This is a genomic window from Peribacillus sp. CSMR9, from assembly GCF_033141925.1.
Classification (GTDB): Bacteria; Bacillota; Bacilli; order Bacillales; family DSM-1321; genus Peribacillus; species Peribacillus simplex_A.
The window spans coordinates 72,298-94,517 of record NZ_JAOPHO010000002.1 but is presented as its reverse complement, the minus strand read 5'-3'; the positions used below and the strand labels follow the sequence as shown (position 1 = coordinate 94,517).

At 42.2% G+C, this 22,220-nt stretch carries 18 protein-coding genes and 1 other annotated feature (1 of these 19 running past the window's edge); of the genes, 16 read left to right on the top strand and 2 right to left on the bottom strand.

Going from position 1 to position 22,220, the window contains the following annotated elements; translation table 11 throughout:
- The first annotated feature begins 57 nt into the window (after nt 1-57).
- The 8 genes from leuC (at nt 58) to yihA (ending at nt 11,490) form a co-directional block, all read left to right on the top strand.
- Entirely contained in the window at nt 58-1,467 is a 1,410-nt protein-coding gene (gene leuC / locus N9I19_RS02275) for a 3-isopropylmalate dehydratase large subunit (protein ID WP_089361684.1), read from the top strand.
- Nucleotides 1,468-1,495: 28 nt separating this feature from the next.
- On the top strand, nt 1,496-2,095 hold the full coding sequence (gene leuD, locus N9I19_RS02270) for a 3-isopropylmalate dehydratase small subunit (protein WP_317776878.1): 600 nt from the start codon (nt 1,496-1,498) through the stop codon (nt 2,093-2,095).
- A 168-nt stretch (nt 2,096-2,263) separates the two neighbouring features.
- Complete coding sequence (locus tag N9I19_RS02265; protein WP_317776877.1) at nt 2,264-3,298, top strand: tetratricopeptide repeat protein; 1,035 nt, start codon at nt 2,264-2,266, stop codon at nt 3,296-3,298.
- A gap of 184 nt (nt 3,299-3,482) precedes the next feature.
- The gene (gene tig / locus N9I19_RS02260; RefSeq protein WP_284470086.1) at nt 3,483-4,775 is read left to right on the top strand and encodes a trigger factor; all 1,293 of its coding nucleotides are present in this window, start codon (nt 3,483-3,485) and stop codon (nt 4,773-4,775) included.
- A gap of 426 nt (nt 4,776-5,201) precedes the next feature.
- Nucleotides 5,202-6,470 (top strand): ATP-dependent protease ATP-binding subunit ClpX, encoded by a 1,269-nt coding sequence (gene clpX, locus N9I19_RS02255; protein ID WP_061464276.1) that lies wholly within the window; start codon nt 5,202-5,204, stop codon nt 6,468-6,470.
- Nucleotides 6,471-6,665: 195 nt separating this feature from the next.
- Nucleotides 6,666-8,336, top strand: coding sequence for an ATP-dependent protease LonB (lonB, locus tag N9I19_RS02250; protein ID WP_317776876.1), 1,671 nt, complete (start codon nt 6,666-6,668; stop codon nt 8,334-8,336).
- Between the two features lie 254 nt (nt 8,337-8,590).
- Nucleotides 8,591-10,912, top strand: a complete 2,322-nt coding sequence (gene lon, locus N9I19_RS02245) for an endopeptidase La (RefSeq protein ID WP_061464274.1) — start codon at nt 8,591-8,593, stop codon at nt 10,910-10,912.
- Nucleotides 10,909-11,490, top strand: a complete 582-nt coding sequence (yihA, locus tag N9I19_RS02240) for a ribosome biogenesis GTP-binding protein YihA/YsxC (protein WP_061464273.1) — start codon at nt 10,909-10,911, stop codon at nt 11,488-11,490. Before lon ends, yihA begins: the two co-directional genes overlap by 4 nt.
- A gap of 75 nt (nt 11,491-11,565) precedes the next feature.
- On the opposite strand, the gene N9I19_RS02235 is transcribed toward yihA, so the two are convergent.
- Nucleotides 11,566-12,048, bottom strand: a complete 483-nt coding sequence (locus N9I19_RS02235) for a LiaI-LiaF-like domain-containing protein (RefSeq protein ID WP_284470088.1) — start codon at nt 12,046-12,048, stop codon at nt 11,566-11,568.
- Nucleotides 12,049-12,300: 252 nt separating this feature from the next.
- On the opposite strand from N9I19_RS02235, the gene hemA reads away from it, so the two are divergent.
- From hemA to ysxE, 8 genes are all read left to right on the top strand, one after another.
- On the top strand, nt 12,301-13,650 hold the full coding sequence (gene hemA, locus N9I19_RS02230; RefSeq protein WP_317776875.1) for a glutamyl-tRNA reductase: 1,350 nt from the start codon (nt 12,301-12,303) through the stop codon (nt 13,648-13,650).
- A gap of 10 nt (nt 13,651-13,660) precedes the next feature.
- Nucleotides 13,661-14,491, top strand: coding sequence for a cytochrome C assembly family protein (locus N9I19_RS02225; protein ID WP_317776874.1), 831 nt, complete (start codon nt 13,661-13,663; stop codon nt 14,489-14,491).
- 9 nt (nt 14,492-14,500) lie between these two features.
- On the top strand, nt 14,501-15,433 hold the full coding sequence (gene hemC, locus N9I19_RS02220; protein WP_061464269.1) for a hydroxymethylbilane synthase: 933 nt from the start codon (nt 14,501-14,503) through the stop codon (nt 15,431-15,433).
- A complete protein-coding gene (locus N9I19_RS02215; RefSeq protein WP_089361675.1) occupies nt 15,433-16,209 on the top strand; it encodes a uroporphyrinogen-III synthase in 777 nt (258 codons plus the stop codon). Before hemC ends, N9I19_RS02215 begins: the two co-directional genes overlap by 1 nt.
- A gap of 18 nt (nt 16,210-16,227) precedes the next feature.
- Entirely contained in the window at nt 16,228-17,223 is a 996-nt protein-coding gene (gene hemB / locus N9I19_RS02210) for a porphobilinogen synthase (protein WP_089361674.1), read from the top strand.
- A gap of 39 nt (nt 17,224-17,262) precedes the next feature.
- A complete protein-coding gene (gene hemL / locus N9I19_RS02205; protein ID WP_089361673.1) occupies nt 17,263-18,552 on the top strand; it encodes a glutamate-1-semialdehyde 2,1-aminomutase in 1,290 nt (429 codons plus the stop codon).
- A gap of 342 nt (nt 18,553-18,894) precedes the next feature.
- Nucleotides 18,895-20,310, top strand: coding sequence for a LysM peptidoglycan-binding domain-containing protein (locus tag N9I19_RS02200; RefSeq protein ID WP_317776873.1), 1,416 nt, complete (start codon nt 18,895-18,897; stop codon nt 20,308-20,310).
- A gap of 132 nt (nt 20,311-20,442) precedes the next feature.
- The gene (ysxE, locus tag N9I19_RS02195) at nt 20,443-21,513 is read left to right on the top strand and encodes a spore coat protein YsxE (protein WP_317776872.1); all 1,071 of its coding nucleotides are present in this window, start codon (nt 20,443-20,445) and stop codon (nt 21,511-21,513) included.
- A 56-nt stretch (nt 21,514-21,569) separates the two neighbouring features.
- Here ysxE and N9I19_RS02190 read toward each other — a convergent pair whose 3' ends face one another.
- Entirely contained in the window at nt 21,570-21,761 is a 192-nt protein-coding gene (locus N9I19_RS02190; protein ID WP_061464264.1) for a hypothetical protein, read from the bottom strand.
- A 237-nt stretch (nt 21,762-21,998) separates the two neighbouring features.
- Nucleotides 21,999-22,220, top strand: a binding site (T-box leader) (it continues 7 nt past the right edge of the window).

Below are 22,220 nucleotides of genomic sequence, written 5' to 3'. Positions count from 1 at the left end.
GCCTAATATTAGGCCGTGTTTTTTAAAAAAATATAAGATTGATCGAGGTGGGATAAGATGGGAAAGTCGATAATAGAGAAAATATGGGATCGTCATATTGTAAATGAAGAGGAAAATAAACCGGATTTGATTTATATAGACCTTCAATATATTCATGAAGTGACATCTCCGCAAGCATTTGAGGGATTGAGATTAAAAGGACGCACAGTCAGGAGACCAGACCGTACTTTTGCGACAATGGATCATAATGTACCAACCGTTAATCGCTATTTCATCGAGGATGATATTGCTAGAAAGCAATTAGAGGCACTAGACCAAAACTGTAAGGAGTTCGGTATCCGCCTGGCTGATTTGGACAGCCCGGAACAAGGGATCGTTCACGTTATCGGGCCAGAATTAGGGCTTACACAGCCAGGGATGACGATTGTATGCGGTGACAGTCATACTTCCACACATGGTGCGTTTGGATCGATTGCGTTTGGAATCGGTACGAGTGAGGTTGAGCATGTTTTGGCCACACAAACCCTTTGGCAAACAAAACCGAAAACATTAAAGCTTGAGGTTAATGGCAAACTTGGACACGGTGTAATGGCGAAAGATGTCATTTTATATGTGATTTCTAAATTTGGCGTCGATTTCGGCACTGGGCACATCATTGAGTATTGCGGAGAAGTTTTCCGGGATATGTCGATGGAAGAGAGAATGACGGTTTGCAATATGTCGATTGAAGGCGGGGCAAGGGCGGGGCTGGTTGCTCCTGATGAAACAACTTTCTCCTATTTGAAAGGTCGTAAATATTTGCCGAAAGGAGAAGAGTTCGAGCAATGTGTTCAGGAGTGGAAGTCACTTTCAAGTGATGAGGATGCTGTATATGACCAAGAAATCATTCTTGATGGCAGCCTGATTTCACCTATGGTCAGCTGGGGTACAAATCCTGGAATGGCTAGTGGAGTGGACGGTAAAGTACCTACCTTTGCGGAAGGCATCATGGACTCTAAGGAACTGAATCGGGCACTTGAGTACATGGGTCTTGAGGAAGGCATGCCAATCACGGAGATTCCCGTTCAGCATGTATTCATTGGATCTTGTACGAACTCACGCATTGAAGACTTGCGGCAGGCCGCAGAAATGATCGATGGCCAGACTGTGCAAAAAGGAGTTCGGGCGATGGTCGTTCCCGGTTCACAGAGTGTTAAAAGGCAAGCGGAAGAAGAAGGATTGGATGAAATCTTCAAAACTGCGGGCTTTGAATGGCGTGAATCAGGTTGCAGCATGTGTTTGAGCATGAACCCTGATGTGGTTCCAGCCGGAGAGCATTGTGCCTCCACCAGTAACCGGAACTTTGAAGGCAGGCAAGGTGCTGGTGCAAGAACACACCTAGTTAGTCCGGCAATGGCTGCCGCGGCTGCCATTCATGGGAAATTTGTCGATATCAGGAATTCGGAAAGAACTGAACAAGTCCAATAAGAATAAGAATTAACCGGAGGTGCAGAGAATGGAACCCATTACTATTTACAAAGGAAGAGCGGCGGCACTTGACCGTAAAAACGTGGATACGGACCAAATCATTCCAAAGCAATTTTTAAAACGGATTGAGCGAAGCGGATTTGGAGAATTTTTATTCTATAACTGGCGTTTTAATGAGAATGGAAAAGAAAATCCTGATTTTGAATTGAATCAGCCCCATAATAAAAACGCATCCATTTTAATAGCAGGTGAAAATTTTGGCTGCGGTTCTTCTCGTGAGCATGCTCCGTGGTCATTGAAAGACTATGGATTCGATATCATCATCGCACCGTCTTATGCTGATATCTTTAAAAGTAATTGCATGAAAAATGGCATGGTCCCCATCGCTTTAACCCAGGCAGAAGTAAAGTATTTAATGGAGAGGGTGTCGGCAACTGATTATGAGTTGACTATCGACCTTCCCAATCAGACATTGAAAGATGGCCAAGGGTTTGAAACAAGCTTTGACATCCATCCATATTGGAAGGAAATGCTTATTAAGGGCTGGGATGAAATTTCGATAACCCTGCAATATGATCAAAAGATTTCTGCCTATGAATCGCAAGAAAAGGTTGTATCGAGTATTTAATTGAAGAATGTCATTTTCCCGCCATCCTTTCATTTGAAAGGATGCGGGTTTTTTTTTGAGGAAGCTGGTTAAGACGGAATGGCGTTCATCCGTCCATATAATTTTGTGTTTCCTGCTATTACATGCTAAACTGTTTTTCAAAAAGCGAACGGTGAGGCGGAAAATAGGATGGATAATGAGAACAACCAAAAGAAGGCCGGAGAAACCAAGATTATCGCCTTTCCAAATCTCGGTGAAAGGCTGATTGCAAAAGGGCTTGACGAGCTTGGGAACAGAAACTTTAAAGCGGCTGCACAGCTTTTCAGCCAAGCTAGGGAGTATGAGCCCGAAAATGATGAAGTTTGCATGGGGCTTGTAGTCTCACTAGTAGAACTTGAGTATTATGAGGAGTCAAAAGAGTTGTGTATAGAGATGCTGAATAAAGGCATAGGCGACTATTTTCAACTTATCAATATCTATTTGATGGTACTGCTGCAATTAGGCGAGCATCAGGAAATGGTCACGACAATCGAGCTGCTATTTGAAGAGAGCCAAATTCCCTTTGATAAAGAGGAACATTTCGAAAAGATGCTTCAGTTCAGTAAAAGGGCCCTTGAGGATAAAAAAGAAGAAAAGGAAAGGCAAAATCAGCAGCTTGCAGAGGAATTGCTGGAGAATGATCTTTTTGAAGGAAAAATGGATAATGAAATGTTCATGGTCATTTCAAAACTAACGAATATCAATATTCGACCATTTATCCCGGAAATCGCACAATTTCTACAAAATGATGAGGGACACCCTTTCTTTAAAACGATGCTCCTTAACATTCTTATTGACCAGGAATACAACGAGGAAGTGACACTAAGGAAATTCAATCAAACGAAGTCGGTCATACCAAGGGAATTGAAAAGTGTGAAGGAGACGGACTTCTATAAGAAGGTCACAGGCCTGACTGAAGAGGAAATCAGTCAGGAAAATCCGAGCTTATTTGAAATGGTCCATAGTTTGATTGACCGTCATTCCTTTATATTGTACCCCTTTGAACCTGGACCTGAAAGATTTGCGGCTTGGGCAGCAGCCTATCATGCCTTAGCGGAAGAATACATGACTGGGGAAGTTTTTGGGAGTGACTTGGCTGACCTTTATCTGGCTGATGAAGAAACCGTTGCGGATATCCTATCCTATTTAAAAGAAATTGAGGAAATTTCTTATCCCATTATTTAAGCTATTGCTGTTGTAACAGATTAAACCTGTGGTATAATGTAGTGGTTGTAATGTATAATCGTCAGGTTTTGACGATTTCCCAATATTTTTTTTGGGTATATTTGAGGGATGACTTGTTACACTTGCAAAGCATATTCATCCAATGCTTATTATTGAAGTATATAGATTTTTTGGAGGGAAACACATGTCTGTAAAATGGGAAAAACAAGAAGGTAATCAAGGCGTACTAACAATTGAAGTTGACTCTGCAAAAGTAAACGAAGGTTTAGACGCAGCTTTCAAAAAAGTAGTGAAACAAGTAAATGTACCTGGCTTCCGTAAAGGTAAAATGCCACGTCAAATGTTCGAAAAAAAATTCGGCGTAGAATCACTATACCAAGATGCGCTTGATATCATTCTTCCAGATGCTTATGCAAATGCTGTCGAAGAAGCTGGAATCCAGCCTGTAGATCGTCCAGAAATCGACATCGAGAAAATGGAAAAAGGCGAAAACCTGATCTTCACTGCAACTGTAACAGTTAAGCCTGAAGTTAAATTGGGAGATTACAAAGGTGTTGAAGTTGAAAAATTCAATACTGAAGTAACTGACGAAGATGTTGAAAACGAATTGAAAACTTTGCAAGAGAAGCAAGCTGAGCTTGTTGTTAAAGAAGAAGGACAAGCTGCTGACGGCGATACAGTCGTTCTTGACTTTGAAGGATTCGTTGATGGTGAAGCATTCGAAGGCGGAGCTTCAGAAAACCATTCATTGGAAATCGGTTCAAACTCTTTCATTCCAGGATTTGAAGAGCAGCTTGTTGGTCTTGAAACTGGCGCTGAAAAAGATATCGAAGTTACTTTCCCTGAAGAATATCATGCTGCTGAACTTGCAGGTAAACCAGCTGTATTCAAAGTGAAAATTCACGAAATCAAAACTAAACAACTTCCTGAGTTGGATGATGAGTTCGCGAAAGATGTCGACGACGAAGTGGAAACTTTGGCTGAACTTAAAGAAAAAACAAAACATAAATTAGAGCATGACAAAAAACACGAAGAAGAAAACTTCATACAAAACACTGTAATTGGTAAAGCTGTTGAAGGCGCAGAAATGGACGTTCCTGAAGCAATGATTTCAAACGAAGTGGACCGCATGATGAATGAGTTCTCTCAACGCATTCAATCTCAAGGACTTAATTTGGAACTTTACTACCAATTCTCAGGTCAAGACGAAGAAGCTTTAAAAGCACAAATGAAAGAAGAAGCTGAAGGACAAGTTCGTACGAGCCTGACTCTTGAAGCAATCGCTGAAGTTGAAAAACTTGAAGCGACTGACGAAGATGTAGAAGCTGAACTTGGACAAATGGCTACAATGTACAATATGGAAATTGAAGCGATCAAACAAGCTCTTGGAAACTTAGAAGGAATCAAAGGCGATCTTAAAATTAAGAAAGCTATTGACTTCTTGGTAGAAAACAGCAAAACAGTTGACGCAAAATAATTTTTATAAATAAGTAGATTTAAATATTTCCTTAAAAAACAAGGCGCGAGTAATCGTGCCTTGTTTTATACATATTGAGAATTAGTGGAAATTTCAAATATCGGTAAGTTCCTGATTGATTTTTTTTGAATTTCAGTGTAGATTAGTTCTAATACCGCATATACATATTTATACAGCAAATCCTGATTTTAAAAATCAAAAGTTTTGGGCATACTGGTAAAGGGCAAATACATATTGATTGATTATTGTACATATTTACAACTCGGACGCGTGAGCATTTTTGTTACTAAACTTCCAAGAACATGATAAAATGCAAAACATGCTAGGGATTTTGGAATGCTTAAGTAGGTGTGTGCCCGGTTTTTTTTTACAATCGGGTACCGCTATGTAATAGAGTTGGAAGAGTATTTGAAGGGGTGAACGTACATGTTTAAATTTAATGATGAAAAAGGACAGTTAAAATGTTCTTTTTGCGGTAAAACACAAGAACAAGTCCGTAAACTGGTTGCTGGTCCAGGTGTATATATTTGTGACGAGTGTATCGAGCTTTGTACGGAGATCGTCGAAGAAGAGTTGGGGACTGATGAAGAAGTAGAATTCAGAGATGTGCCTAAACCTATGGAAATCCGTGAAATTCTTGACGAATATGTGATTGGACAAGAACAGGCGAAGAAGTCTTTGGCTGTCGCTGTTTACAATCATTATAAACGTATCAATTCCAATAGCAAAGTCGACGATGTTGAGCTTTCTAAAAGTAACATCGCCTTGATCGGACCGACTGGAAGCGGGAAAACCCTTCTTGCGCAAACATTGGCGCGATTACTGAATGTTCCTTTTGCAATTGCTGATGCGACTTCATTGACAGAAGCTGGATATGTTGGGGAAGATGTCGAAAACATCCTTCTAAAATTGATCCAAGCAGCTGATTATGATGTGGAAAAAGCGGAAAAAGGCATCATTTATATTGATGAAATCGATAAAGTTGCCCGTAAATCGGAGAATCCTTCCATTACACGTGACGTGTCCGGTGAAGGTGTGCAACAAGCTTTATTGAAAATTCTTGAAGGAACGGTTGCAAGCGTACCGCCTCAAGGTGGACGTAAACACCCACATCAAGAATTCATCCAAATCGATACGACCAATATCTTGTTCATCTGTGGCGGTGCATTTGATGGCATCGAACCGATCATCAAACGCCGTCTTGGTCAAAAAGTCATTGGTTTTGGCTCTGACGTGAAAAAGGATGATATTGCAGAAAAAGAATTGCTTTCAAAAGTTCTTCCTGAAGACTTGCTTCGTTTCGGTTTAATTCCGGAATTCATCGGGCGTCTTCCGGTAATTGCGACTCTTGAGCAATTGGATGAAGCTGCTTTGATTGAAATCCTGACAAAGCCGAAAAATGCCCTTGTTAAGCAATATCAAAAATTGCTTGAGCTTGACGATGTTGAATTGGAATTCGAACAGGAAGCGCTAAGTGAAATTGCTAAAAAGGCAATTGAACGTAAAACTGGTGCACGTGGTCTGCGTTCCATCATTGAAGGCATCATTCTTGAAGTGATGTTCGATCTGCCTTCACGTGATGATGTTGCAAAATGTGTAATCACAGGCAGCACGATTTCGAAAAATGAATCTCCAAAGCTCGTCCTTAAAGACGGTACAACCATCAAAGGACAAGGAAAGAAAACATCTGCTTAATTTATAGGAAAAGTAAGACTGCCAGTTCATCCTGGCAGTCTTTTTTCTTTTGTCTTTTTTTATGTTTATTGAGAAAATACTGTTCTTTGAGATGAAAACCCCAAAATTTACAACACGAAATTTTTGGATAATTTCGCCCTTCCAAAGGAGATACTAACAGAAATGACAAACTTGGAGAGTGCAGGAGGGAATACGATGAATTGGACAGGATTGGCGTTGTTTATCCAGCTGTTTTTTGGGATCATTATTGGATTGTATTTTTTGAACTTATTGAAAGGCCAGCGGACACAAAAAGTTTCCATTGACCGTGATTCACGTAAGGAAATGGACCAATTACGGAAGATGAGATCGATTTCGTTAACAGAGCCATTGGCAGAGAAGGTTAGACCAAGCACATTTAATGAAATCATCGGTCAGGAAGATGGCATTAAATCTTTAAAGGCTGCTTTATGTGGACCAAATCCCCAGCATGTGATAGTTTATGGTCCTCCAGGGGTAGGGAAAACAGCAGCGGCCAGACTTGTTTTGGAAGAGGCTAAGAAAAATGGTAAGTCCCCTTTTAAGAATTCGGCAGTGTTTGTTGAACTGGATGCCACCACCGCCAGGTTCGATGAACGGGGGATTGCCGATCCGCTGATCGGTTCTGTGCATGATCCAATCTATCAAGGGGCCGGGGCGATGGGACAGGCTGGCATTCCGCAGCCAAAGCAAGGTGCAGTAAGCAATGCTCATGGAGGCGTACTGTTCATAGATGAAATAGGGGAGCTTCATCCAATACAGATGAATAAACTGTTGAAGGTATTGGAGGATCGCAAGGTCTTTCTGGAAAGTGCCTATTACCAAGAGGAAAATCAAAGTATTCCCACTCACATCCATGATATTTTTAAAAATGGACTTCCGGCTGACTTTCGATTGATTGGGGCCACAACAATAACGCCAAATGAAATCGCACCTGCGATACGCTCGAGATGCATAGAAGTGTTTTTTCGTGAACTTGACAGGGAAGAAATAATCACTGTGGCTAAGAATGCCTCCGATAAAGTTGGAATTACCATCAGTGAAAAAGGCTTGCAGTCGATTTCGGATTATGCCCGAAATGGCAGGGAAGCTGTCAACATGATTCAGACTCTTGCAGGAATATCAATTAATGAAAACAGGACTTTTATCAGAGAAGAAGATATTGATTGGATGGCACATAGCAGCCAACTTACCCAAAGAATGGACAGGAAAATAGAATCAAATTCTAAAATAGGCCTTGTCAACGGTCTTGCAGTCTACGGTCCCAACAGCGGGGCATTGCTGGAAATCGAGGTCATGGTCATGGCCGCCCCTGATGAAAAAGGTTCGATTAATATTACCGGCATTGTCGAAGAAGAGAGTATTGGCGGTGGGAATGGCAAGTCGATTCGCCGCAAAAGCATGGCAAAAGGTTCGATTGAAAATGTGATTACGGTTTTACGGTCGATGGGAGTGCCTGCCGATCAATTCGATATCCATGTCAACTTTCCGGGCGGAAGTCCTGTAGATGGTCCTTCTGCTGGAATTGCAATGGCAACAGGCATTTACTCGGCCATTTATAAAATCCCTGTAGATCACACATTAGCGATGACTGGAGAAATTAGCATTCATGGCGGTGTTAAACCGATTGGCGGAGTCATTCCGAAAATCAAGGCAGCAAAACTTGCCGGGGCAAAGAAAGTAATCATCCCTGCCGATAACATGCAGCCGCTGCTATCTGAAATCAAGGATATAGAAATCATTACAGTTTCGAATGTGAAAGAAGTGCTGGATCAGGCACTGAAAAAGGAACTGATGTCGGAACAAATTCTCACATCCTTAGACCTATCGAAAAAAGAAAGCGTATAAAGGAAATGCCCCGGATTAAAACAGAACCGGGGCATTTTAAGGACCATAATGGGGGTCCTCCATAAACCTAACAAAAAAATAAACACTGTTAAGACGTGCTTTTTTATCTAATATTGGAGATAATAATAGCAGTCGAAACGTGTTAAGGTAAACGAATAGACACTTCTATATAAATAGGATAGAATTGTTAAAAGGTTGAGAACATGGGTAAATAGTTTACAACGACGATACTAATTAGATGGAGGTGTCAGGAAATGACTGATCAAGAAATCATCGTCCCCCTCCTGCCGCTTAGAGGACTGCTTGTATATCCAACAATGGTACTTCATTTAGATGTAGGCCGAGATAAATCGGTACAAGCCCTTGAGAAAGCAATGGTGGAAGACCATCTTATATTTTTGACGACACAACAAGATGTTTCGTTGGACGAACCAGGTGAAGAAGATTTATTTACTATGGGAACTTTAACAAAGGTAAAACAGATGCTGAAGCTTCCGAATGGTACAATCCGGGTGTTAGTGGAAGGATTGAACCGGGCAGAGGTCATTGAATTTTACGATTATGAGACACATTATGGTGCCAAGATTAAAATATATGAAGACAGTGATGAAAAGGATGCTGAACATCAAGCATTAATGCGCACCCTACTGGATTATTTTGAACAATACATAAAAATGTCCAAGAAAATAACCGGTGAAACGTTTTCGTCCACTTCCGATATTGAAGAGCCGGGGAGATTAGCGGATATAATCGCTTCCCATTTGCCTTTGAAATTGAAGGAGAAGCAAGAAGTGCTTGAGACCATTGATATGAAAAAGCGTTTAAGCCGGGTGATCGAAATCATCAATAACGAGAAAGAAGTTCTTTTTCTCGAGAAAAAAATTGGCCAGCGTGTTAAGCGTTCGATGGAACGGACCCAAAAAGAATATTACCTACGTGAACAAATGAAAGCGATCCAAAAGGAATTGGGCGATAAAGAAGGAAAAACAGGGGAAATTGAGGTCCTCAACGAAAAGATAGAAGAAGCGGATATGCCTGAGCATATTAAAGAAACGGCATTAAAGGAATTGGACCGTTATGAAAAAGTTCCGTCAAGCTCTGCCGAGAGTTCTGTCATCCGTAATTATATCGAATGGTTGATCTCGCTTCCTTGGTCCAAAGCGACTAAAGATGACTTGAATATTCACAAAGCTGAAAAGATCCTGAACAGGGACCACCATGGATTGGAAAAGGTGAAAGAACGGGTGCTTGAGTATTTAGCCGTCCAGCAATTGACCAATTCATTGAAGGGACCGATCCTTTGCTTAGTGGGACCACCCGGCGTCGGGAAAACAAGTCTGGCTAAATCGATTGCTTCATCCCTGAATAGGAATTTCGTCCGTATATCTTTAGGCGGGGTGCGTGATGAATCAGAAATCCGCGGACATCGCCGCACATATGTAGGGGCGATGCCGGGAAGGATCATCCAAGGCATGAAAAAAGCTGGAACGATCAATCCTGTCTTTTTACTGGACGAAGTGGATAAGATGTCCAATGACTTTAGGGGAGATCCATCTGCAGCGATGCTGGAGGTGCTCGATCCGGAGCAAAATCATAATTTCAGTGATCATTATATTGAAGAAACGTATAATCTTTCCAAAGTCATGTTCATAGCGACTGCGAATAATTTGGGATCCATTCCAGGCCCGCTTCGTGATCGTATGGAAATCATTTCGATTGCAGGTTATACTGAGATAGAGAAACTTCATATAGCCAAGGATCACTTACTGCCAAGACAGTTGGAAAACCATGGTTTAATGAAGACACAATTGCAAATCCGTGAGGAAGCACTTACCAAAATCATTCGTTATTATACCCGGGAAGCCGGTGTTCGGAGTCTGGAGCGACAGCTTGCAAGCATCTGTCGTAAGACTGCAAAAATCATCGTGTCCGGAGATAAAAAGCGGGTCGTCATTTCTGAAAAGAATGTCGAGGAGTTTTTAGGGAAAACCATGTTCCATTATGGACAGGCGGAAGTCGAAAACCAAGTAGGAGTAGCTAATGGTTTAGCTTACACATCGGTTGGTGGCGATACGCTGCAAATCGAGGTTTCCTTGTCACCGGGTAAAGGCAAGCTTATCCTGACAGGAAAGCTTGGCGATGTAATGAAAGAGTCAGCCCAGGCTGCTTTCAGTTATGTCCGTTCGAAAACCGAAAAACTTCATATTGATACGAACTTCCATGAAAAATATGATATTCATATTCATGTCCCCGAAGGTGCCGTCCCTAAAGATGGTCCTTCTGCAGGCATCACGATTGCAACAGCGTTAATATCGGCCCTCACTAATAGGCCGATCAGAAAAGAGGTAGGCATGACAGGCGAAATTACATTACGCGGACGGGTTCTTCCGATCGGCGGGCTTAAAGAAAAATCTTTAGCGGCCCATCGCGCAGGACTTACGAAAATCATCATCCCGCAAAATAACGAAAAGGATATTGATGATATCCCGGAAAGTGTCCGTAAAGCATTAACATTTGTTCCAGTTTCACACGTCGATGAAGTCCTTGAGCATGCATTGGTAGGTGTGAACGAATGAAAGTGACAAGTTCAGATATTGTCATCAGCGCTGTAAAGCCTGAACAATATCCCAATACTCCAATACCGGAATTTGCCTTGGCGGGCCGTTCCAATGTTGGGAAATCCAGTTTCATCAACAAAATGATCAATCGAAAAAACTTGGCGCGCACATCCTCTAAACCGGGTAAAACGCAGACCTTGAATTTTTACATCATAAATGAAGCAATCCATTTTGTTGATGTACCGGGTTATGGCTATGCAAAGGTTTCAAAAACGGAGCGTGATGCTTGGGGAAGGATGATCGAAACGTACTTCACTTCCCGTGATCAGCTCCGCGCTGCGCTTCTGATCGTCGATTTGCGTCATCCGCCTACAAAGGATGATATCGCAATGTATGAATTCCTGAAGCATTATGACCTGCCCAGGATCGTAATTGCAACAAAAGCGGATAAAATTCCAAAAGGCAAATGGCAGAAGCACTTGAAAATAACACGCCAAACGTTAAATATGGAAAGAGAAGATGAATTGCTTCTTTTCTCGGGTGAAACAGGCGAAGGTAAGGAACAAGCCTGGGGCGTCCTTAAGAAATATATGTAAAAGAAAAGGGTATTCCGCATTTGGAATACCCTTTTTCATTATGAAATTCGCATGAAATGCGACTCGGCTGAAGTTTTACTTTTTTCGAACCAAAAAGTAGATGCCGATTGCCATCAAGGCAAATGGCCAAAACCTTTCGATGTTCGCCGTATTTGTTTCAACAATCCCGAAAGACGTTGTGATTTTATCATAGAACAAGAAAAGGATCGAGATGATGAATAATACCATCCCGTGAAACATTCCAGAATTTGTTTTACGTGCCCGGAGAATAAATCCCAGTGAGATGATTAAAATAAAGATACCTATATTATCCGGCCAAATATCAAGGTTTGCTACGATATGGAAGTGAGCCCCGAACCCCAGTAGGATGACGCCTGGCAGGATGGATTCATATTCATTACCGCTATAGGCCTGAACCAAGAAGGCGGCACCGACTATGCATAATAAAGTGGGCCAGCTATAAAAGCCTGGAAAGATTTCCATTTGGGAATGTTCAAGAAAAAAATAGAGTCCGAAACCGATTAAAACGGTTCCGGGGAAAATACGTTGCGTTTTCATTTTATCCTCCTATTCAATTCGATTACTTGAAGTTCTTTGCCATTTTTGATATGGTACTTTTGTACACAATGTCGAAATATGTATGTAACTTACAAATCCCGCTTAGACACCTTTTGGAGCAATTCAGGCGTTTTGGCGTCTTTTCATGGTAGCATACGTTTTCATAAACTGTTCATATTATTTACGTGTATCCATTTTAGTACATGGTATAATAAATTTACATGAAAAATTTTGGGGGTGCAAAACAAAAGGATGCATATTCTAGCGGTTGGTATTAATTACAAAACTGCCCCTGTTGAAATTCGGGAAAAACTATCGTTTAACGAAGCCGAACTTGCCGAGGCAATGAAAGCTCTTAAAAATAAAAAAAGCATCTTGGAAAACATTATTATTTCAACATGCAACAGAACAGAAATATATGCGGTCGGTGACCAGCTTCATACGAGCCGGTATTATATAAAGGAATTTCTTTCGGAATGGTTTAACATCGATAAAGAAGAATTTTCTAAATACCTGTTCATCTATGAAGGCGATGGGGCAGTCGAGCATTTATTTTCAGTTATCTGCGGCTTGAATTCCATGATACTGGGGGAAACCCAGATTTTGGGACAAGTGCGTACAAGCTATATGTTAGGACAGAAGGATGATACGATCGGCACCGTTTTTAACCATCTCTTCAAGCAAGCCATTACATTAGCTAAAAAGGCTCATTCAGAAACGGATATCAATACGAATGCCGTTTCTGTCAGCTATGCGGCAGTCGAGCTTGCAAAAAAAATCTTTGGAGGCCTGAACGGCAAGAACGTCTTGATTCTTGGGGCCGGTAAGATGGGTGAGTTAGCCATTCAGAATCTGCATAGTAATGGCGCTGACAGCATCACAGTCATTAACCGCACCTTTCAGAAAGCGGTCGACTTGGCGGAGAGATTCAATGGTACAGCGAAACAGCTTCAAGAGCTGCAATGCGCTTTAGTGGAAGCGGATATCCTGATTACCTCCACTGGTTCAAAGGATCTTCTAGTAACAAAAGAAATGATGACATACGTGAATAAGCTTCGTAAAGGCCGTCCTATTTTCATGGTGGATATCGCAGTGCCGCGTGACCTTGATCCAACATTGGCGGAGCTTGAAAATATCTTCTTGTATGACATTGACGATCTTGAAGGGATCGTGCAAGCGAATATCGAAGAGCGCAAAAAAGCTGCCGAGAAAATAGAATTGATGATCGAATCTGAAATTGTGGACTTCAATCAATGGATTAATTTGCTTGGTGTGGTTCCTGTCATTTCTTCTTTACGGGAAAAATCCCTATCAATACAACAGGAAACGATGGAAAGCATCGAAAGAAAGCTTCCTCATTTAAGCGAAAGGGACAAAAAGGTTCTGAACAAGCATACGAAGAGCATCATCAACCAAATGCTAAAAGATCCTATTCTTTATGCAAAAGAGCTTGCGGATGAGCCGAATGCAAAAGAGCAATTAAATAATTTCGTGAAAATCTTTCATTTAGAGGAATTGATTGAAGACCAGCTGGTAGCGGATGATGAAAAAGAAATGAACAGCTCCAAGGCATCCCTATTGAATCCAGTTCCTGTCCAGTAATGAGGTAAATATGGAATTACTAATGACAAGATTGCATGAAGCCACCGTATTGTTGTATGCCATCAGTATGCTTTTATACTTTATTGACTTCCTTAATAATAACCAGAAGGCGAATAAGGTCGCCTTCTGGTTGCTTTCTATTGTTTGGGTACTGCAAACAATTTTTTTATTTCTGTATGTATTGAAAACGGGAAGGTTCCCGGTATTGACGATTTTTGAAGGCTTATATTTTTATGCATGGGTCCTCATATCGTTATCTTTAATCATTAACCGATTGCTAAGAGTCGATTTTACGGTCTTTTTTACGAACGTATTAGGTTTTATGGTTATGGCCATCCATACCTTTGCACCTGTTCAGATAGAATCTCAAGTGCTTGCACAGCGTCTGGTTTCAGAGCTATTGCTCATACATATCACTTTTGCCATCCTATCTTATGGGGCATTCACGCTTTCTTTCGTTTTTTCCCTTCTCTACTTAATTCAATATGATTTACTTAAACGGAAGAAGTGGGGGAAACGGCTGCTTCGGCTCGGCGATTTAACGAAGCTCGAGCAAATGTCTTATGTCCTCGCAGTAATAGGTGTTCCATTATTAGTGGTCTCCCTTATCTTGGGGATTCAATGGGCTTATATAAAAGTGCCTGGGGTATCCTGGCTGGATATGAAGATCATCGGTTCATTCATTTTGCTCGTCGCTTACAGTGTGTTTTTATACTTGAAAATTCGGAAACAAATGTATGGAAGGACCCTAGCCTTTCTGAATATTGGATCTTTCATGATTGTGTTAATTAACTTTTTCCTTTTCGGAAGCCTTTCAACATTCCACTTTTGGAATACATAGGAGGAAACTATGAGAAAAATAATTGTTGGTTCTAGACGTAGTAAATTAGCGATCACCCAAACGAACTGGGTAATCGATCAACTTAAAGAGCTTGGGGTTCCATACGAGTTCGAGGTGAAGGAAATTGTCACAAAGGGTGACCAAATCCTTGATGTAACGCTTTCCAAGGTAGGCGGAAAAGGCTTATTCGTTAAAGAAATCGAACAAGCGATGCTGGATAAAGAAATAGATATGGCTGTACATAGTATGAAAGATATGCCGGCAGTGCTGCCTCCAGGCTTGACGATCGGCTGCATACCACCAAGGGAGGACCATCGGGATGCCTTGATTTCAAAGAACCATGAAACCCTTTCCGAACTGAAGCCCGGTTCCATTATAGGTACAAGCAGTTTGCGCCGCGGCGCGCAAATTTTGGCTAGAAGGCCGGATCTTGAAATTAAATGGATTCGCGGGAATATCGATACCCGTCTGAATAAGCTGAACACGGAAGATTATGATGCCATCATTTTAGCAGCAGCCGGACTATCAAGAATGGGATGGGAGCAGGACATCGTATCGGAATTTTTAGATGAGGATATTTGCATTCCGGCAGTTGGACAAGGGGCACTTTCCATTGAATGCCGCGAAGACGACAAAGAACTGCTGGCTGAACTTGAGAAATTAACCTGTGAAAAAACGAAAAGAACGGTTGAAGCGGAACGTGCCTTTTTGGATAAAATGGAAGGCGGATGCCAGGTGCCGATTGCCGGATTTGCGGTAGAGAAAGATAATGGATTGGTTTCCTTGACGGCTTTGGTCGCTTCTCCGGATGGAAAAGTGATTTATAAAGAAATGGTTGAGGGGGCTGATCCCGAGACGGTTGGGCATGATGCTGCCAAACAGATAAGTGAAATGGGCGGTAAAGAATTGATTGATCGCGTAAAAGAGGAGCTTGATCAGTAATGAATCCCTTTCAACCTCTTAAGGATTATCGGGTATTAATCACCAGAGGGAAAGGGCAGGCAGATGGATTAAAAGATTCGATCGATAAAAATGGCGGAACGCCGCTTCTTGTGCCATTGCTGGAGTTCACTCTTCCTGATCATATGGAAGTTGTTCAAGAGCGGTTAGATGAGCTGCATACCTATGACTGGATAATTCTCACCAGTCAAAATGGAGTGGATTTCTTCTTTAAACTTATTGGTGAACAGCCTTTAATGCTTCCGAAAATAGCCGTTATCGGCTCCAAAACAGAAGCGGCCCTGAAACGACATGGATATAGGGCGGATTTCGTTCCAGCTCAGTTTGTTGCCGAAGGGTTTGTTGCGGAGTTCATTACCCTGCTTGATCCCGGGTCGCGTGTATTGCTGGCAAAAGGGAATCTCGCGAGGGCGGTTATTGCGGAGGCAATCAATGAAACTGGTGCATCCTGTGATGAAGTGATAATTTATCATACCGTGCTTCCCGGAAGCAGTGAAAAAAGACTCGTGAAACTTATAACGAATCATGAAATCGACATCATAACCTTTACGAGCTCTTCGACGGTCAATCATTTTTTACAGATCATGGAACGCCATGATTTGGATACATACATAGACCGGATCATCATCGCATGCATCGGGCCGATTGCCGCTAAAACGGCTGAAAAAAATGGGCTAAACGTCGATGTTTGTCCAGATGTTTATACGACGGATGCCATGGTTGCGGATTTAATACGCTTCATAAGCAAAAAGAAATAATAAGGGAGGAACTTCAAAATGAAAAACATTCCATTCAATCGCCACCGTCGCTTGCGTGCAAGTGCTGGCATGAGGGCTTTAGTCCGTGAAACACAATTGCATAAAGAGGATTTGATCTATCCGATCTTCGTCATTGACGGTGAAAATGTAAAAAATGAAATCAACTCGATGCCGGGTATATATCAGTTATCCATGGATAACCTTGGGGCTGAAATGGATGAAGTCGTAAGTCTGGGCATTAAGTCAGTCATTTTATTCGGTGTCCCTTTTGCTCATGATAAAGACGAACAAGGCACAGGAGCATTTCACCATAACGGACTTGTGCAAGAGGCAACCCGCTATATCAAAAAACAATATCCTGAAGTCATTGTCATTGCTGATACATGTCTTTGTGAGTATACAAGCCATGGCCATTGCGGGGTCGTTGAAGGGGAAAAGATCCTGAATGACGCTTCTCTTGACCTTCTTGCCAAAACGGCGATCAGCCAGGCTGAGGCCGGTGCCGATATCATTGCCCCTTCCAATATGATGGACGGTTTCGTTGCGGCCATCCGTGCAGGCCTGGATGAAGCTGGCTATGAAGATATTCCGATCATGTCCTATGCAGTAAAATATGCTTCGGCTTTTTACGGCCCATTCCGTGATGCAGCGAATGGCGCGCCGCAATTTGGCGACAGGAAAACTTACCAAATGGATCCTGCCAATCGCCTTGAAGCATTCCGTGAAGCTGAATCCGATGTTGCTGAAGGTGCGGATTTCTTAATCGTGAAACCAGCCCTTTCCTACATGGACATTATCAGGGACGTTAAGAATAACTTTAATCTTCCCGTTGTTTCCTACAATGTGAGCGGTGAATATTCAATGGTCAAAGCTGCTGCCCAAAATGGCTGGATTGATGAAAAAGCGATAGTGATGGAAATGCTGACAGGATTGAAACGCGCAGGTTCCGACTTGATCATTACGTATTTCTCAAAAGAAGTAGCACGCTGGATAAACGAAGATAATCAAAGATGATTAACAAATAAAACCTGTAATGGAAAAGGGGATTGAATCATGCGGTCATATGAAAAATCGAAACAAGCGTTTGCCGAAGCAAAAAAATTGATGCCAGGCGGCGTGAACAGCCCTGTACGTGCCTTCAAATCCGTGGACATGGATCCCATTTTCATGGAGCGTGGAAAAGGCTCAAAAATGTATGATATCGATGGCAATGAATATATAGACTATGTTCTTTCATGGGGACCGCTTATCCTGGGTCACACGAATGACCATGTCGTTGAAGCATTGAAAAAGGTAGCGGAATCAGGTACAAGCTTTGGAACCTCTACGCTGATTGAGAATGAACTGGCTAAGTTGGTCATTGACCGGGTGCCTTCGATTGAGATGATCCGGATGGTGTCTTCAGGAACCGAAGCGACGATGAGTGCGCTAAGGTTGGCGAGAGGCTTTACAGGTCGGGATAAAATCCTTAAATTCGAAGGTTCATATCATGGACATGGCGATTCATTGCTAATCAAAGCAGGTTCCGGCGTTGCCACATTAGGTTTGCCGGATAGTCCGGGAGTACCGGAAGGCATTGCGAAAAATACGATTACCGTACCATATAATGATCTTGCAGCAACCAAATATGCGTTTGAACAATTTGGCGAAGACATCGCGTGTATCATCGTAGAACCTGTTGCAGGGAACATGGGCGTAGTTCCGCCGCAACCAGGTTTCCTCGAAGGCTTACGTGAAGTGACGACCCAATACGGGGCTCTATTGATCTTTGACGAAGTTATGACAGGTTTCCGTGTCGGTTATAACTGTGCACAAGGCTATTTTGGCATCGTACCGGACCTGACTTGCCTTGGGAAAGTAATTGGCGGCGGCTTACCGGTCGGAGCTTTCGGAGGTAAGCGCGAATTCATGGAACGAATTGCCCCGAGCGGGACAATCTATCAAGCAGGAACATTGTCAGGTAACCCTCTGGCCATGACGGCTGGTCTTGAAACGCTGAGCCAATTGACTCCAGAATCTTATGAAGAGTTCACCCGAAAAGGTGATATGCTTGAAAAAGGCATCGGAGAAGCAGCGAAAAAGTACGGAGTTCCCCATACATTCAACCGTGCCGGTTCCATGATTGGACTATTCTTTACGGATGAAGAAGTAATCAATTATGATACAGCAAAAACATCAGATTTAGAGTTCTTTGCTTCTTATTATAGGGAAATGGCGAATCAAGGCATCTACTTGCCGCCGTCCCAGTTTGAAGGTTTATTCCTTTCCACTGCACATAGTGATGAAGATATCGAAAAGACCATCACAGCGGCAGAACAGGCCTTTGCAAAATTAAAAAAATGAGGCTTCATGACACTATTAAAATTATTAACAGGCTACCATTTCTCCAAAAACTTTTGGAGAAAGGTAGCCTGTTTTTTTGATTCAAGGAGTAAGTGGAAGAAGGCCGAAAAAAATGGTTGAAGGCAAATTAATTGGCAGTAGGCCGAATTAAAATGGTTTAAGTCTGATTGATCCAATCGACATGGATTTTAGCCTGAAAAAGTAAAGTCTACTCCTTATCATGGTTCAGTAAAAATAAGGTTTGGATGGCTGCAAATGAAATGAAGGAATAATCAGCTTCCTTTCTTCATAGATTGATATTGGTATAGGTACCGTTTCCTGAAGCTGAAAGGAGGAGTTGTCTTGTCGCAAGAAAATGAATCGTATTTACGATTTTCTTTAGAGGAATCCGTTTGGTTCCAGAAGGGACAGGAAGTGGCTGAGTTATTTTCCATTTCTCTGGATCCAAATGTGACGATTCAAGAAAGTGATCAATATGTTTTTATACGAGGCTCGTTAGATTTATGCGGTGAATACAAAGACTCGCAAAATGGTGAGGAAGAGGAGTTTTCGCAGACCTTTTTGCCAAAAGCCGTTCAAAAGGTCGAGAGGCATCCTGATGGACTTACTGAGTTCACACACCGTTTTCCGGTTGATATAACAATTCCGAATAATCGAATTGCCTCATTAGAGGAGATCGATGTCTCGATTCAAAGCTTTGATTATGCCATGCCTGAGCATAACTGTTTGAAATTGCAGGCGGATTTGTTGATAACCGGAATTTATAATGATTCATATGTGGAAGAACGGTTCGATACGGAGCAGGAAGTTGGGGAAACAGAGGAACAAGAAGAAACGGACGGTGAAAACGAGTCATATATTCCATATGCGGCTGCAGTGCCGCCAATCCCAGATTTTCAGCCTGTTTTCCGAGATGAGCTGGAGGAAGAGTTATACACGCCTTTTTCTGCAGAGGCAAAACGGGTATCTGAAGCAAACGAGGAAGAGGAAGAGGAACCAATCTATTTAAGCGATCAGCATGGTGTCCCAGTTTTTGAGATTCCCGTTTCACCATATCCTGAAGAGGAGGAGTGGGAAACGGAAGTGCACAGACAGGAAGAAGTGAATTTTTCTATAAGTGATCGGCCTGATTCAGCAGAGGTACCTATGTCATCCAAGGAAGAGGAGAAGCAGGAGGAAAATGTAAGCAGGCAGGAAACCATGGAGAAAGTCGAGACTCCTAGAAAGACTTTGATGGAAGAGGAAGCAGTGGAAGAGCCAAATCATGTAATCAATCATATAAGTGTCCCAGTTGAGAATAGCCCTGTTTCAAATTCCGAAAACGAGGATGTCATCCGGCAGGAAGAAGCTGAGGCTGCAGCGGGTCCTATCCTAAATGAACATGCGAAGATGGAACATGAAGAGAAAGCAAATTCGTTAAGCGATCTATTCAAAAAGAAGGAAAGACCAGCGCCGCCAGCTAAGGAAGTTAAAAATTTCAAAGGCAGGAAACAAGCCGTGGAACGTGATGATAAGGAAACCGCTGAACATGATGAAAAGCAGCTTTCCATCATGGACTTATTCGGTCGGAAACAAGAAGAAGAGCTGGTAAGGATGAAGGTTTGTATTGTCCAGCAAGGGGAAACGCTTGATGACTTGGCTCAACGTTATGATGTTACGGTTCAATCCATACTTTTCAGTAATGAGTTGGAGTCGAACCAGAACGTCCATGAAGGGCAAGTCATCTATATACCGAAGGCGGTTGCGTATAAGAATTGACCAGGACAGAGAGCAGAGCATATGGTCTGCTCCTGTTTTTTAGAGCAGCCCGGATTTAATTACACCTTTTGGTGGCTAGAGGAATCGAATAATCGGATTGTTGAGTGTTTATAGAGAAAGTGAGTGAGTCTCGTGAGGGAAAACGAGAATCAGCAGCCTATTAATCGGGATCGTGACACGGAGACCGTCTTGAAGGAATACGCCATGTATGTACAATATATTGAGGACTTCGGGCGGGTGAAAAAAGTATACAGTGATCGAGGTACATTTGCCTTGAAATCCATTGTACCGCATAAAGGCATTGATTTTATCAGGAATGTTCAAAAACTGTACCATCGAGGCTATAACCGGATCGTTCCCATTTATCAAACGATGGATCAGCGTTACGCCGTTCTTCATAATGGACGTTTGTATTACCTGATGCCCTGGCTTAATAATGAAGGGGACGGGGAGCGTGATGAAAAGCATAAGCAAATGTTCAGGGAGCTTGCTCGGATGCATACGCTGTCAGTAAAGGAAATCCAGGTGGATATAGAAGAACGGGAAGCTCATTATGAGCGGACGCTTGATGCCTGGAATAACGAGAAGGACTTTATGGATGAGTATATTGTCAGCTGCGAAAAGAAGTGGTATATGTCTCCATTTGAAATGACGGTTTGTTCATTCTTCACTGATATTTCACAGGCACTGAAGTACTCGATCAAGAAATTTGAAACCTGGTATGAAAAAACGAAGGAAAGTGAAAAGGTTCGAACCGTGATCACGCACGGAAAGGTCTCTTTGAAGCATTTCGTTAGTGATGAACGGGGGTATGGCTACTTCATCAATTTTGAGAATTCGAATACGGCACCGCCTCATTTCGATTTACTGCCATTTCTCGTTAAATCGGCCAGGACCTATCCTGTCCAATGCGATGACTGCGTCGACTGGCTATATAACTATTTTCGTTATTTTCCTTTGAAAGAAGAAGAATTGCTGCTCATGCAAAGTTATATGGCTTTCCCTGGATCAGCTTTGGAATTAGTGAAGGGTTATTCCGATGGCAGGAGCCATCGTTCAGAGCTTGATAATGTTACTCAACTGCAGAGGCAATTTTGGCTCCTGAAGAATGTAGAATATATGGTGATGAAAATCGAAGAAATCGAACAGAAGAAAAAGGCGGCTGCCGAGGCTGCCAAAGAAGAGCAATCACCCCCAAGCTAAATATACATGATTGGATCATCTCCAGTCATGTATATTTTTTTGCTGTGAGGGAATAATTAAATCCATTCGAAATATAAAGACAAGGCCAAGAAAATAAAGGCGACTAACAGGAGCATATCGAAGAAAGTAGGGAAAATCAGCGTACGTAATCCTTGGAATACGATAAAGGGAATGATGAACTGCTGGCAAACACCGCGGAATTTTTTCATCCAAGGCGGTAAAGTATAGGGAGTATATCTTCGCTTCATATTATTACCTTCCTTTTTAGGACTTCTTTTATTATATGGGTGGGTAGTGGGAAAGGTGAAAAAGCCGTCACATTAACTGTTCCTGGAGTATAAAATAAAGAAACTGGCCGGACAGCGGGAGTGAATGCGTGAAATGAGACGCTTCCTGGGAAAGTAAGCGAAAAGATGATTGACTGGAGCCCCATATTTTTTGTACTATATACTATATGCATTCAATGATTTTACATATGAATATAATTCAATGCAAAGACCGGAAATAGTAAGATGAAATGCACTTTTCAGAGAGGAAACCAATTGGTGGGAGGTTTCCAGGCAGCAGCATCCGAAGTCGTCCGCGAGCAGTTTTCGTGAAAGATCTTAGTAGCGAAGGCCGGTGAAGAGCCGTTATCCGATTTGAGAGCCGAAAGAGATTTTTTTATTTTTCGGAAAAAAGGTGGCACCGCGAACAACTTCCTTCGT